The sequence below is a fragment of the Mangrovimonas spongiae genome, assembly GCF_003944795.1.
Classification (GTDB): domain Bacteria; phylum Bacteroidota; class Bacteroidia; order Flavobacteriales; family Flavobacteriaceae; genus Mangrovimonas; species Mangrovimonas spongiae.
This window is the reverse complement of sequence record NZ_RWBG01000007.1, coordinates 1-13,613: the sequence shown is the minus strand read 5'-3', so window position 1 is coordinate 13,613 and position 13,613 is coordinate 1. Positions and strand designations below refer to the sequence as shown.

The following is a 13,613-nucleotide window of genomic DNA, read 5'->3' as shown; positions in this document are numbered from 1 at the left end:
CAGCTTTCGGGTTTGGTGGTAAATCATAATTTTGAGCTTTCATTTGAGATATGAAAGTAAATAATATAGTTAGAAATATTATGTTTTTCATTTGTTTTGCGTTTCGTTCGAATATTGTTGCCAACGGTATTGGCTATGATTTCGTTGCGGAAAAATCCGCAGGATTCTTTCCGCTGTAAAACGAAGATAGCAAAAAAGTGTGGAATTTTCGGCAGAAAATTCCGCCGCAATGAATTATAGCCGTTGTTGGGTTTTAGTGCTTTTTTGTTCGTTTATAATTTTGTTCCGAAATTTTGGTTTTCCGTTGATTTATTTTTTTCCGAGTTTGAGTGGATTCCGTCGTTTTTCAATTCCACAAACTTGCTCAAATTCCGATTGAGTTTTTGTTCGGCAGAGTGGAAGTCAGACGTTTTTTTGCGTTCTGTTCTGTTTTCCGTTTTTCCGCATTTTTGTCAAATTCCGCACAGCAATTCAGTCAGCGTTCGAGTGAGCAATTCCGCTGTTGCTTTTCATTCCACGTTTGAGTGGTGATTCCACAAAATCTTAAAATTCCACACGATAGTTTTTTCTGAATTATCTACCTTAAAATTCTAAAAAAAATCCGAAAATCAAACCAGGCTTTTTTCAGTTGCGCAAACTTGCTCCAGCATTAAACCCAACGGTCTCGGGTATGAAACGTAGGGCATTTCGGAGCTGCGTACTTGTCCACCGAGACAAAGTTTGTTAGGAATCCAAAACTTGCGGAAAGCACTGTCCGACCTATGTTTTATACCCATTGTTGGGCTTAGTTTTTTATTCTTTTCTACGTTTTTTGTACTCTAAAAATTTTTCATAATCCAAGACCTTTCTTCTTCGGATATCTTTATCAGAACGGTCGAATTCAATTCTATCATGGTTTATCAATTGCTCTCTTAAGTGTTCCATTTCCTGTTCAAGTTCTGCCTTATGGATACTAAGATTATGAATATACTCTTGAACTTCCATGTTATCTTGAGCATCTATCATTAAATCTTCCTGCTGTTGCTCGATTTCTTTTAAACGTTCAGATAATGTCTCGTATCTATGTCGAATAAACGATAGCTGATCATGTATAGCAAGATTTCTTTCCTTCTCCCTTTCTTGTCGCCTTTTTAACATTCTTATGTGCTCCATTTCAGCCTTTTTCATTGCTTGAATTTCTTTCAATGCCTTTTCGTTAATCTGCTCTTCTAGAAATGTCTGACCATATGAAAGAAATCTTTCAGAAGAATACATATGAAAATCCACATTTGCTTCCTTTCTTATTTCAGCTACTAATTCATGTCGTGGCCCCATATTTCTCCCATCCTTTATTTTCCACCACCAATCTGTTTTTCTCTCGTCTGTAACTAGAAGAACAGGTTTTCCAAGTTCTTTTGCTTTGGCCATCACTTGCTTCCAAAGAACTAAGTCACCATATTTGCGATTGCCTGATTTGTTTTTTTCATCTTCATAACCTGGAGGAACTTTGTTTTTAAAACGCTCTTCTCCTTCTTCATATATTTTGCTAAGTTCTTTTTCTTCAAATGCTTCAGTAATTCGATTTTCAAACAGTGAGCCTAAGTCCTTATAAATTGGATCTTCTTTCAAATAATCACAATATTTAGTGATACTGTCTTCGACCTCAGAGTTAACTTTTTCAAATACTTCATTTAGTTCTGAATGAACTTTTTCGGATAAGAAAGGTGGCTTACTTGTAGTTTGTAAATCCTTTTGGATTTGAATTATCTTTTCAGTGAATTCTTTGTAGGTCTTTTCTTGGTCAGCAATTACTTCATATCGATTTTTATTGTACTCTAAAGCCGCTTGGTGAGGTAACCAAATTTGATCCTTAAACTTTCCGATTAAGTTTACTATTGTCTCCCTTGTTGATTTGGAGTATCTATATAGGTTTAGAAGAACATTTGTATCGAACAATATAATGCCATTTTGCCAAATATTCTTTATTTCAGCTTCTGATTTTCTACTATATCCGGGAAAGAAATCTTTCATTCTATCTGTTTTTTAAATTAAGCCCAACGTCTCGGCTATGAGTAGTGCGGAGATTGAAAGCTGTAGTTTTCAATCGTGCACGAAACGTAGCGAGTACTTTGTAATATTTTGTTTCTTTAATTACTAAATATACAAAATGCGAGCGGATTACAAATACAAAACTTTGATTTTTAGACTAAATCCCGCATTACTTATAGCCATTGTTAGCAGCATACCATTTTATATTTCTTTTACGATGTCAAATGGTGTCCCGAACGCCCCCAACTTTTTCAAATGTTCCTTCTGCTTTTCTGTCAGTTCGCTTGTACCAAGTGATATGTATTCCGTAGAAATTCCATTTTCCCTTTTCAACGCAAATTCAATCGCTTCAATCTTAGGTTTGCAATTCAGCCCAACCATTGTTAAGTCAATAAAATTTCCAACTTTCACTTCTCCTTTAAAAATCTCACCTATTAAATAAAATTTTCGTCCTGTGGGTTGAAATGAACAATTCAATTTGAATGAAGCTAATGTCAACTCGTGCCAATTGTGTCCACAATGACGACATTGTCTTGCTTGAGGCGTTCTTGTCAAGCGATTGCATTTAGGGCAAGTATTCAAGAAAACCTGATCGCTACTTTCATCCATTATTCTTTGGGCTGTTGCCAGTTCAAATTTATTATAACCGTCTTTCAGTAGTTCTAAAACTTCAGGATCGTCTGTCAGCCACCCTTTTCCCTTATAAATTTCTATCCTTCTTGGATCTTGTTTGTCTGCAAGTTTAGAGAGCGTATTCTGATGACGAATTGCAATCCTTTCCCTTTCGGTCAAAAGATTAGGGAAGTGGATGATTATATATCTCGCAGTTTCGTTGTTCACTGTATTTCTTAGGTTGATGCTAACGGTCTCGTATAACCGTCAGTTACGGTTTTAAAGTTAATGATTTTCGGTTAGACACTGACGTTAGCAATTCCGAGTGGATTCGGACGTAGTCGAATCCGCCGTAATTGCGGTTATACATTGTTACAAGCAGTTTTTATTTCCATTCTTTATTCAAAATACTATAGACATAAGTTCCTTCACTTTCTCCATATGATTGAATATTGTAATTCCGAAGTAATCCTTCTTTAACAGCTCCAAGTTTTTTTATTGCTTTTTGAGATTTGATATTCTTTATGTCAATTTTGAATTCAACTCTTCTTAACATTAACTCATTAAAACAGTAATCCAAAAGCAGTTTCTTGCAGATGGCGTTAATTCCAGTTCCTTGAAATTTTTCCGCAATCCAAGTCCATCCAATTTCTAATCTTTTATGGTAGAAATCAATATTTCCAAACATTGTAATTCCAACTGGTTTTTGATTTTCTTTTTCTATAATCATAAATGGATATAGAGTCTTTTTTTCTTTTGCAGAAAAACAATAATTAAAATATTCAATTAAATCGTTTCTGTTTTTAACTCTAGCTCCAAATTCACCAAGTTCTTTTGAATAACTTATACTTTCAATACTATCAATATCCGAATCTTTCAAAGGTCGGATTAAAATCAATTCATTTTGAAGAATTAATTCGGTTGAGAAAAATTTTTCGTTGTTCATCAAATTGCTTGTAACGGTTGGGCTATGGTTTCGTTGCGGAATGGTTCGGCAGAACTATTCCGCCGTAAACCAAAGTTAGCAAACACGCAGGAATTTCCGATAGGAAATTCCGCCGCAATGAACTATAGCCGTTGTTGTGTGGCGTTTTTTTTACCACAAATATTTTAATTCAATTTTGTCATTTTCGATATTCAGCACTTTATATGTCGAAGCTCCAATTTCGATTAATGTACTTCCTTCGTCAATGTCTAATTTTTCTTTGAATTCCGCTTCTTTTTCCTTTTCAAAAGTCCAGCGATAAATTCCGTCAATTTTTGGTTCCTTTTCTGTTGTTCTTGTCAAAACTAAATTCCGATTTTTTAAAACTCCATTTTCCCATCCAGAAACGTCCCAAATTCCATTAAAACTCCTTACCAAAGAATCAGCTACGATTTCTCGTTTTTTCTCTAATTCAATAAACTTATGTTTGAATATTTTACTTTCCAAACTATCGTAGTCAATTCCGTTCCATTCACAATTCCCAACGATTTTAAATTCTTTTCCATTAGTTTTTATATCGTAGTAATCAATGGATGACGAATTGAATGAACAAGTATCTTTTATTGTTTTTGCTTTTTCAATAAATTCAGTTATTAATTTCAAGTCAGATTTTCCGATTTCAGTTGTCCAAGTTGAATCAGTTCCAGAACCATAGTAATAAAAAGGACTTTTTTTAATTGCTTTTATTTTTTCTCCGCTTTTAAAAATGTCCATTGAGTAAAATTCAATTCTTTCGTCTCCTGTTCTAAATCGAATTTCTATATCCGAAAAGGCATTGATTTCCGCTTTGTCAATTTTGTCAGAATTGCAAGAAGTTAGAATTAGAAGTAAGATTATTAAATGATTTCTCATTTTTTCTCAAATGACACACAACGTGTTTGGCTATGGTTTCGTTGCGTGAAAATCCGCGAGGATTTTCCGCCGTAAACCGAAGATAGCAAATTTGCGAGGACTTTCCGCGAGGAAAGTCAGAAGCAATGAACTATAGCCGGTGTTGTACTGTGTTTTTTATTCTAATATTTTTATAAATGAAGGGAATTTTTCTGAATACATAATATCAATTTTCCCTCCTTTAATTTTATTGACAACAATCCCATTGTCCGTTATTTTAAAATTTTTGCTCTCATTGTCATTATCCCAAACTGTATATTCAATTATTAAGCCTTTTTTAATTAATTTTTGTCCGTAATTAAATTGAATAAGATAAAAATCTTCTTCTTCAGCTTTAGGCAAATCAATCCTTACGAAATCAATTATAATTCCTTTTGCAATTTTTGAGTCGGAATTTAAAAAGTAATTTCTCAAATTGTAATTTAAATATTTACCACTTTTTTCAAGTCCGATTACCATTAAGAGCATAAGTCCTAATGAGAAAATATTCTTGGAATAGAATATAATCCAATTAGTAGGGATTTGTTTAAAAGTTTTGATAGGTTTTCGGTTCCATTTTTCCCATAAAGAAAATAATAAGCTTGAAAGTCCGAATACAAATAGAAAAATAGAACAATATTTAATCAGTTCCCAATATTCCAGATTATGATTAAAAAGCGATTTTAAAATTAGTCCAATAACTAATAAAATAATCCCAATTGTAATGTTTAAATTCTTTTTCAAATGTTTTTCTCAAATGCAGTACAACGGGTTTGTGTATGGCTTATTGCAGGAAATCCGCAGAGGATTTCCCGCTGTAGAACCAAAGATAGCAAATTGCAATGAATTCCGGTTAGGAATTCAGCCGCAATGAGCTATACACGTTGTTGTGCTTTCGTTATTTTTTGACTTATTCATCTTTCATATAATATTTTAATGACTTGATTTTATTAAGATTTAGATAATCTCCATCAAGGTAGTATTCGAGTGCCAATCTTAAATTTTTATTAGACGCTTCAAGTCCGTCAAAACATTGTATCGCCCAAGATGTTTTATGTCTTAATTCATATAGAATTTGGTCGAATTCCGATGTGTTATAGTGGGCAATCAAACTATCGCTATCTAACAATTCTACTTCATACATAATAAATTTATATCGTTCAGCACTGAATGATTCATCCACATTGTTTATGTTATTCTTAAAAAAGAATGGTCTTAATGTACCGATTTTCATTAAATTCCATTCTTCAATTGCTTCTACCACCAATTGTTCTCTCCATATGATATCCCTAAACAGTTCTTGAATTTTGTCATTATTAATTTGGTCAAATTTTGATTCATAATTATCAGTTATTAATGGTCTGAATGAATGTGTCCAAATCAATAAATTAAAATTTAAAGTCGAATCATTTGGGATTTGTTTTCTTGACTGCTCGTAAAGAGAAAAATTTAAGTCTTGGTACATTTTAAACCAATTTATTTGTGTTTTTGTGGCATTAGAAGCCTCTTCTAAATCCAGAATAGTGGCTTCATAAAATTTTTTTACACTTTCTTCAGCTTTTCTTTCATCATTTTTATTGTTAATCTGTAGTGCAATTAAAATTCCAATAACCACAAGAATAATTTCTCCAATAGCATATTTCAAATACTTTCCAGTTTTGCCTTTTGAAAGTAAATCTTGTCTGATTTTTCTAAAAATTTTTATCATTGGTTAGTGGTTGGTCATAATGAAGCACAACGGGTTTGTGTATGGCTTGTTGCGGGAAATCCGCAGAGGATTTTCCGCTGTAACACGAAGATAGCAAATTGCAATGAATTCCGATTAGGAATTCAGCCGCAATGAGCTATACACGGTGTTGCCCACTGGTTTTTTTTCTTTTTTATGTAATTCCATATGACATTCCGAACAGACTGAAATTAGGTCTTCCATTTTTTCATTGAATACATTGTCGTAATTCAAATGGTGAACTTCCTCCGCCTTTTTTAATTTACATTCTTGACATAAAAAATTATCTCGTTTTTTTACTTTTTCACGAATACTTTTCCACGTATCGCTTGTCAAATATTCGTGATATTTGAATTGTTTTGAGTTTATTTTGGTGTACCAAGATTTTCTTTCTGCTAAATTTTTAGCCTCAAGTTTTCTATTCTCGTGATATTCTTCGAACATTGATTGACTAAAATCAGACCGAATTTTTTCTCCATATTTTTTTGCGCTCAATGGTTTGGTTCGATTCGATGAGCCACCGCAATTCGTACATTGATAATAAATTGCTATACTTCCGTTCGACTTGTGGTCAATCGTTATTATTTCGTGTGGTTTTCTGCAACATTGACCTAATTCCGCATAAGTCCAATATGTACAATTCACACACTCATAGACATTCCAATGAGTATTTGTTTTATCAATTTTTATAGTTTTTGAACTACATTTTGGACATTCCTGCATTTTATTCAAACTTGTGGGCAACGGTCTCGTATAACCGCAGTTATGGAGTTAAAGTTACTTAATTTTTGGGTCAAGAACAGACGTTAGCAATTCCGAGTGGATTCGGACGTAGTCGAATCCGCCGTAATTGCGGTTATACATTGTTAGCAACTGGCTTTATTTTATTATTCGGTCATAATCTTTTATCAATGCTCTCATAAGCATTTCTCCATTTGCACCAAGTTCATTATTTTTCAATCCTAGGTCTTTTCTCATTTCAGCCATTATTTTTGTCATATACAAAAGGTGTTGCTTTGAGTCCGTTTCTTCATCGTCATTTTGGGCATACATAAATTGGAAATAATCTGAAAAGGCAATTATTACTTTTGGCGAAGCATAAAGAACATATTTTTTATAAAACTCATATAAATCAGTCAGCATTTTATTCGGATGGTTTTTCTTATTTGCTTTTGAGTTGGCAAAAAGTCCGATTATCAAATTCACATATTGCTGGTAGATTTCACGTCTTTCTTTTGTGATTTCATTTGTGAGTTCCTTTTTTTTCTCAATATTACTTTTCAATAAATATCCAGCTCCACCTCCAATTAAAGGAAGTGTAATTGATAAAATCGTAATTATTGTTTGTGAGTTCATTTTTCAGCTTGTTGCTAACGGTCTAGTATAAGAATAGTAGCGGATTTGCACACACTAACTTTTCGGTTAAACACAGACCTTTTTTATATTTACTTACTTTATTTTTAGCGATTAAACCGCTATTATTTTTATACATTGTTGCCACACGTTTTTATTCCGATTCTTGTCTTAATATCGCTAAAACTTCTTCAAATTTTTCATCCAATACTTCTGTAAATTCTGCATTTTGTTCAAAGTGAAATGAAACAAACCTAATGTCATTTGATTCAATACTATTATAAAAGTAACAAGCTTTTGATTCCTGATTATATTTTATGAAAGGAAGTAATTCAATAGGTATATTTTGATTTTCGTGCAATAAATAGAGTTTACTTTCATCAAGAGGAATTAATGATTCTATTTCCACTTCATTGAATGGTGTTCTAATACCGACAAGCTCTTTTGCTTTGTAAATAAAAACACCATTTTTATATTTGCTATTATCAGCAACTATTAACTTACAATTTGAAAATGCATCTTTAATTTCTTGACGTAAATTATTTAACTTTTGTTCTAAAAGTGTAACTCTATTTAAGTCTTCTTGATTGCTGGAAACTCCTCCGTGACCTTTCCATTTATTTCTATATTCTCTTACTTCTTCAAGGATTGTAATTACTCTTTTATTTGTAATGAAATCTAAAAATTCCTTACTTGGATTGCCGAATAATGAAAGAACAATTTCTTTATTTTCTTTTTCGTTTAATAAAGTTCTAGTTGCTTTTGCAAGACTTGCTGTTAAATTATTCCAACCTCCGAAAGTCGCTTTTTTAATCCAATCTTTATATTGTTTATCACTGCTTATCCATCTATGCCTTTCTGATTTATAGAATTCTGGATTTTGATTTAAAGCACTTAACATTAGTAAAGATAGAAACTCTGAAAATGCCTCAAAAAAATGCAATAAATGCTCTGTTTTATTTCTATTGTCAGTTGTAGCATAGTATTTCCATAGAATTGATGAAATAGGAAATGGTAAATTATCTAACCATTTTTCAATACTATTGTCTTTCTCAAAAGCTGAAATTTCCTTATCAATTTTATCGACTAAACTTGGTCTATTCCAAAGTTGCTCTTTTAGTTCATAAATTGCTAATGAAATATTTTCAATTTTATTATTTACTTCTATTAGTTTTATTTGGTCTTGATACTTGGGAATAAAAAGAGGTAATTCTGTAATAGATGAAATTGTAATATTTTCAATAGTTGTTCCAACTTTTCTGCTTTCTAATGATATTTTTCCAATTGGCGTATTCAAGTAGTTTGAAATAAAAACTGGACTTACATTATCATTTAGAACTATTTGTAGATAATTTTTTGGTTTAATGTTAAAATCAGAAGGATTGTGTACCACATCACTATTTCCAACTTTAGGCACATAAATGCAATTGGGTATATGTTCGACATTCTCTGGTTTAATATCTCGTATTGTATTGATTTTTAGAGAAACTTCGTTTAATGAAGTCATAGGCAAGCCTGTCCTTTTGCCTAATTTGAATAAGTTATCTTCTTTTTCTAATGCTTTAAATGAATTGAAGTTTTCAAGTTCAATGAACTTACCTAATTGGATTTTTACACCATCTTTTTCATTAATGAAATTTTTAAAAATTATTTCGTTTGAATTATTGTCCGAAGTAAGTTTTGCAGTAAATGTTGATTTATTATCTCCTTTTGAAGCAATTACCAAATATGTGCTTATTGAAGTAATTGGGTAGTGGCTACCTTCTTCTAAATAAAAAACTCCATCTATTGAAATATTACTATCTGAAATGGCTTGTTTCATTCTCTTGTCGTTGAGAAATTTTTGTGGCATTAAAAAAAGTAATTTTCCGTTTTCTTTAAGCCTATTAGAAGATTCAATTAACAAGTCTGTTGAATAGTCTTTACTTGTAGAGTTTTCTTTTCTTGATGGCATTACAAATGGCGGAAACGAAACGATGAAGTCAAATTCTTTTTGTTCATTAACAATGTTTTCAAGTCCGTCTCCAAGTTTGACTTTATTTGAGTCTTTCAGAAACCCTTTTGTAATTAGATTATATTCAGCTTGATTTATAGTAATTCCTCTAAAGTTTTCAAAATTTTCAATGATTGGATAAGAATCTCTGGTTAACCAAGGGTCGAGGATAGTTTTTGGTTGAAAATGATTTACAAATAATTTTATGAAATCATATAAAAAATTCGGTATGACTTGCATTGGTGAATTTGCAGTTTGTAAAAGTTCGTTGTCCGAAATAACTTTTTTTAGATGTTCCAAACCTATTTCTTTTCCAATTCTTTGAAGAGTTGATGTACTGGAAAATCTTCCGTAACCGCTAAAATGGTTTGAACTTCTTAATTCGTTCATTTTTTTCCAAATCAATTTTTCAATTTCTTCCTTCATTTCGGTTTAGTTCTGTTTTTTTTCAAATGTGTGGCAACGGTCTCGGCTATGAGTAGTTGCGTGGTTTAGCGGTTAACTTTGCAAGTACGCACCAAACTGAAAATCCGCGAGGATTTTCAGAAGTAGGCGAGAACGAGCAATTACTTATAGCCATTGTTGTGTGTAGTGTTTTATTCTTTATTATATAATTCGTTTACTTTTTTCAAATCAGTCATTTTATCAATCTCGTAAAAATAGTTCAGTTGCCATTCTTGAGTTTTTTCCGCTTGTTTATTCAGTGTTTTATCCCAAACTGGATAAACTCTAAAACCTCTTTTTCCATCCTTTTTATCGGTAGTTATGAAACCTTTGTTCATTAATTCAGATTTCGGAAATACAAATTGTCCAAAACGGTCTCCAAATTTTGCATTAATTATATAAAAATCAAATAGGTCATTTGCAGAATAAGGTTCTGTTTCCCCATTTTGATTTCGCTTCCAAAAAGTCACAAATTGTCCAACTTTTTTAGGTGTTATTTTTGAACTTCTTGAAATCATTTTCATTCCATTCAGTTCAAATTGGCAAGCGTCATATTCGGTTCCTTCAAGTTCACTATTCACATTGGAAATATTGAGAGATAATCTGTCATAAATTTTTGTTTTAACCTCAATTAGATTTTTGTTCAGAGTTTCAAGTTCAATCATTTGTAATTATTATCTCTTATGTTCAAGTTTTTACGGTTGCTTTTTACATTACACACAACGGTCTCGGCTATGAGTAGTTGCGTGGTTTAGCGGTTAACTTTGCAAGTACGCACCAAACTGAAAATCCGCGAGGATTTTCAGAAGTAGGCGAGAACGAGCAATTACTTATAGCCATTGTTGTGTGTAGTGTTTTATTCTTTATTATATAATTCGTTTACTTTTTTCAAATCAGTCATTTTATCAATCTCGTAAAAATAGTTCAGTTGCCATTCTTGAGTTTTTTCCGCTTGTTTATTCAGTGTTTTATCCCAAACTGGATAAACTCTAAAACCTCTTTTTCCATCCTTTTTATCGGTAGTTATGAAACCTTTGTTCATTAATTCAGATTTCGGAAATACAAATTGTCCAAAACGGTCTCCAAATTTTGCATTAATTATATAAAAATCAAATAGGTCATTTGCAGAATAAGGTTCTGTTTCCCCATTTTGATTTCGCTTCCAAAAAGTCACAAATTGTCCAACTTTTTTAGGTGTTATTTTTGAACTTCTTGAAATCATTTTCATTCCATTCAGTTCAAATTGGCAAGCGTCATATTCGGTTCCTTCAAGTTCACTATTCACATTGGAAATATTGAGAGATAATCTGTCATAAATTTTTGTTTTAACCTCAATTAGATTTTTGTTCAGAGTTTCAAGTTCAATCATTTGTAATTATTATCTCTTATGTTCAAGTTTTTACGGTTGCTTTTTACATTACACACAACGTGTTTGTGTATGGCTCGTTGCGGGAAATCCGCGAGGATTTTCCGCCGTAACCGAAAGATAGCAAATTGCAATGAATTCCGACCTGCCACGCCTGGCAAGGCGGGTTAGGAATTCAGCCGCAATGAGCTATACACGTTGTTGTAACACGTTTTTTATTCCGTTAAATATTGTATTCAATTCTATTTCTCTTTTTTCAATTCCATCCATTTTATCGACTTTCTTTCCAAATATTTTATTCCAAAATCCTCTTTGTGTAAAGTCATAGGAATAGCTAAAGTTCGAGTCAAATTCCGCAATGTAAAGTTTGGATTTTAAAATTCTACCATTTTTCAGGAATTGAACTTCTTTCCCCTTTAGTCCATTTACGAGTATTGATAGAATTCCATTTCGGTTCATTTCATTAAATTCCAACGCAGGTGGTCCGGGATTTTTCAGTTCCTCTGGGTTTAAGTCATTTGCATAAAAAAATTCTCCTTCTACATATTTGTTATACCCAGGAACTTTTGGATTGAAAATTTGTAAATAGATGAGTAGATTTTCTTTCAAATATCCAACTTGAATTTCAGTCAGAGAATTTTTATCAGTAGCTTCGAACGTCTCTATTTCCGTTTGATTTTTTAATTCAGAGGTTGATTTTTTAAATTCTCCGCTGTCAATTAAAATTCGGTTAATAAACTCTTTCCAATCTTTAAATTCCTGCATTTTCTTGATTTGGTCAAATGTGTTACAACGGTTTTGGCTATGATTTCGTTGCGGAAAAATCCGCAGGATTCTTTCCGCCGTAGCCGAAAGATAGCAAAAAAGCGCGGAATTTTCGGCAGAAAATTCCGCCGCAATGAATTATAGCCGTTGTTGGGTTTTAGTGCTTTTTTGTCCGTTTATAATTTTGTTCCGAAATTTTGGTTTTCCGTTGATTTATTTTTTTCCGAGTTTGAGTGGGTTCCGTCGTTTTTTCAATTCCGCAAACTTGCTCAAATTCCGATTGTGTTTTTGTTCGGCAGAGTGGAAGTCAGACGTTTTTTTGCGTTCTGTTCTGTTTTCCGTTTTTCCGCATTTTTGTCAAATTCCGCACAGCAATTCGGTCAGCGTTCGAGTGAGCAATTCCGCTGTTGCTTTTCATTTCACGCTTGAGTAGTGATTCCACAAAATTTTGAAATTCGGCACGATAGTTTTTCTGAACTATCTACCTTAAAATTCTAAAAAAAAATCGAAAATCAAACTAGGCTTTTTTCAATTGCGCAAACTTGCTCCAGCATTAAACCCAACGGTTTCGAGTATGGACAGTTGCGGGTTGGTTTGCCAGGTTTTGTCCGTTTAAAATAAATATAGCTAAAAACATCGAATATCGATTAAGTATTTTTAGCCGCAATTGGCTATACGCATTGTTGGCAGCTGTACTTTTTAGTCATAATGAAATCTGCATTTTGCAATTAAAATTTCCCCCTCTTTATATTGATAAATCAATCTATGTTCACTGTCAATTCTTCTTGACCAAAATCCAGCATATTTATGTTTTAAAGGTTCTGGTTTTCCGATTCCGTCAAATGGATTTCTTGATATATCTTTTAAAAGTTCGTTTATTTTTTTAAGTTTTTTCTTATCCGTTTTTTGCCAATATAAATAATCTTCCCAAGATTCGTCAACAAATGTATATTTCATATTAGTCTTCGATTAAGTCTCTTGAAAATGATTTTCCATTTTTTAGTTTGTCAATAGCAGAATCTAAACGCAATTCATTTTTTCGGGAAGATAATTCGTGATTGGTAGCCATTAGAGAATTGTATTCTTCTAGGGACATAACAACAATTCCAGAATCTTTTCCGCGGTTAATTATTAGGGTTTCAAAGTTTTTGATAACTCTGTCTAAGTATGTTTTGATATCTTTTCTAAAGTCAGAAACGGTTGTAATTTGCATAATTCAATACTTATTTAAGTACAAATATATGTACAAAATATGATATTTGCAATTTTTATCGTATTGCTGCCAACGGGTTTTTGTATGGCTTGTTGCGGGAAATCCGCAGAGGATTTTCCGCTGTAGAACCAAAGATAGCAAATTGCAATGAATTCCGATTAGGAATTCAGCCGCAATGAGCTATACACGGTGTTGGCATACGTACTTTTTATTCAGATAAATGCATTTTCATTTTTATTCGTTCCTCATTAGCTTTTT

General features: G+C 32.4%; 14 protein-coding genes. All 14 read right to left on the bottom strand.

Annotated elements, in window-relative coordinates; genetic code table 11:
* Positions 1–792: 792 nt before the first annotated feature.
* Positions 793–2,010 carry a PIN domain-containing protein gene (locus tag EJA19_RS12650; RefSeq protein ID WP_125468747.1) on the bottom strand — a complete coding sequence of 406 codons (1,218 nt, stop codon included), beginning with the start codon at positions 2,008–2,010 and terminating at the stop codon, positions 793–795.
* 219 nt (positions 2,011–2,229) lie between these two features.
* Positions 2,230–2,868, bottom strand: a complete 639-nt coding sequence (locus EJA19_RS12755) for a hypothetical protein (protein ID WP_206075179.1) — start codon at positions 2,866–2,868, stop codon at positions 2,230–2,232.
* Between the two features lie 157 nt (positions 2,869–3,025).
* A complete protein-coding gene (locus EJA19_RS12640) occupies positions 3,026–3,586 on the bottom strand; it encodes a GNAT family N-acetyltransferase (RefSeq protein ID WP_125468746.1) in 561 nt (186 codons plus the stop codon).
* A gap of 150 nt (positions 3,587–3,736) precedes the next feature.
* The gene (locus EJA19_RS12635; RefSeq protein ID WP_125468745.1) at positions 3,737–4,477 is read right to left on the bottom strand and encodes a hypothetical protein; all 741 of its coding nucleotides are present in this window, start codon (positions 4,475–4,477) and stop codon (positions 3,737–3,739) included.
* Between the two features lie 156 nt (positions 4,478–4,633).
* On the bottom strand, positions 4,634–5,239 hold the full coding sequence (locus EJA19_RS12625) for a hypothetical protein (protein WP_125468744.1): 606 nt from the start codon (positions 5,237–5,239) through the stop codon (positions 4,634–4,636).
* 166 nt (positions 5,240–5,405) lie between these two features.
* The gene (locus tag EJA19_RS12620) at positions 5,406–6,203 is read right to left on the bottom strand and encodes a hypothetical protein (protein WP_125468743.1); all 798 of its coding nucleotides are present in this window, start codon (positions 6,201–6,203) and stop codon (positions 5,406–5,408) included.
* A gap of 114 nt (positions 6,204–6,317) precedes the next feature.
* Positions 6,318–6,716, bottom strand: a complete 399-nt coding sequence (locus tag EJA19_RS12725) for an HNH endonuclease (RefSeq protein ID WP_158611382.1) — start codon at positions 6,714–6,716, stop codon at positions 6,318–6,320.
* A 384-nt stretch (positions 6,717–7,100) separates the two neighbouring features.
* Positions 7,101–7,577: a hypothetical protein gene (locus EJA19_RS12610; RefSeq protein WP_125468741.1), complete on the bottom strand. Its 477-nt coding sequence runs from the start codon at positions 7,575–7,577 to the stop codon at positions 7,101–7,103.
* 151 nt (positions 7,578–7,728) lie between these two features.
* Positions 7,729–9,993 (bottom strand): methyltransferase, encoded by a 2,265-nt coding sequence (locus EJA19_RS12605; RefSeq protein WP_125468740.1) that lies wholly within the window; start codon positions 9,991–9,993, stop codon positions 7,729–7,731.
* A gap of 170 nt (positions 9,994–10,163) precedes the next feature.
* Positions 10,164–10,676, bottom strand: a complete 513-nt coding sequence (locus EJA19_RS12600; RefSeq protein ID WP_125468739.1) for a MepB family protein — start codon at positions 10,674–10,676, stop codon at positions 10,164–10,166.
* 191 nt (positions 10,677–10,867) lie between these two features.
* Positions 10,868–11,380, bottom strand: coding sequence for a MepB family protein (locus EJA19_RS12595; protein ID WP_125468739.1), 513 nt, complete (start codon positions 11,378–11,380; stop codon positions 10,868–10,870).
* A gap of 186 nt (positions 11,381–11,566) precedes the next feature.
* Positions 11,567–12,142, bottom strand: a complete 576-nt coding sequence (locus tag EJA19_RS12590) for a hypothetical protein (protein WP_125468738.1) — start codon at positions 12,140–12,142, stop codon at positions 11,567–11,569.
* Between the two features lie 699 nt (positions 12,143–12,841).
* Positions 12,842–13,099 (bottom strand): Txe/YoeB family addiction module toxin, encoded by a 258-nt coding sequence (locus tag EJA19_RS12585; protein ID WP_125468737.1) that lies wholly within the window; start codon positions 13,097–13,099, stop codon positions 12,842–12,844.
* Between the two features lies 1 nt (position 13,100).
* A complete protein-coding gene (locus EJA19_RS12580) occupies positions 13,101–13,355 on the bottom strand; it encodes a type II toxin-antitoxin system Phd/YefM family antitoxin (protein ID WP_125468736.1) in 255 nt (84 codons plus the stop codon).
* Between the last annotated feature and the right edge of the window lie 258 nt (positions 13,356–13,613).

Excerpts from the sequence above, each read along its gene's own strand:
- EJA19_RS12610 (WP_125468741.1), bottom strand. The coding sequence starts at position 7,577 with ATGAACTCACAAACAATAATTACGATTTTATCAATTACACTTCCTTTA.
- EJA19_RS12650 (WP_125468747.1), bottom strand. The coding sequence starts at position 2,010 with ATGAAAGATTTCTTTCCCGGATATAGTAGAAAATCAGAAGCTGAAATA.
- EJA19_RS12580 (WP_125468736.1), bottom strand. The coding sequence starts at position 13,355 with ATGCAAATTACAACCGTTTCTGACTTTAGAAAAGATATCAAAACATAC.
- EJA19_RS12620 (WP_125468743.1), bottom strand. The coding sequence starts at position 6,203 with ATGATAAAAATTTTTAGAAAAATCAGACAAGATTTACTTTCAAAAGGC.
- EJA19_RS12600 (WP_125468739.1), bottom strand. The coding sequence starts at position 10,676 with ATGATTGAACTTGAAACTCTGAACAAAAATCTAATTGAGGTTAAAACA.
- EJA19_RS12640 (WP_125468746.1), bottom strand. The coding sequence starts at position 3,586 with ATGAACAACGAAAAATTTTTCTCAACCGAATTAATTCTTCAAAATGAA.
- EJA19_RS12585 (WP_125468737.1), bottom strand. The coding sequence starts at position 13,099 with ATGAAATATACATTTGTTGACGAATCTTGGGAAGATTATTTATATTGG.
- EJA19_RS12590 (WP_125468738.1), bottom strand. The coding sequence starts at position 12,142 with ATGCAGGAATTTAAAGATTGGAAAGAGTTTATTAACCGAATTTTAATT.
- EJA19_RS12595 (WP_125468739.1), bottom strand. The coding sequence starts at position 11,380 with ATGATTGAACTTGAAACTCTGAACAAAAATCTAATTGAGGTTAAAACA.
- EJA19_RS12605 (WP_125468740.1), bottom strand. The coding sequence starts at position 9,993 with ATGAAGGAAGAAATTGAAAAATTGATTTGGAAAAAAATGAACGAATTA.
- EJA19_RS12635 (WP_125468745.1), bottom strand. The coding sequence starts at position 4,477 with ATGAGAAATCATTTAATAATCTTACTTCTAATTCTAACTTCTTGCAAT.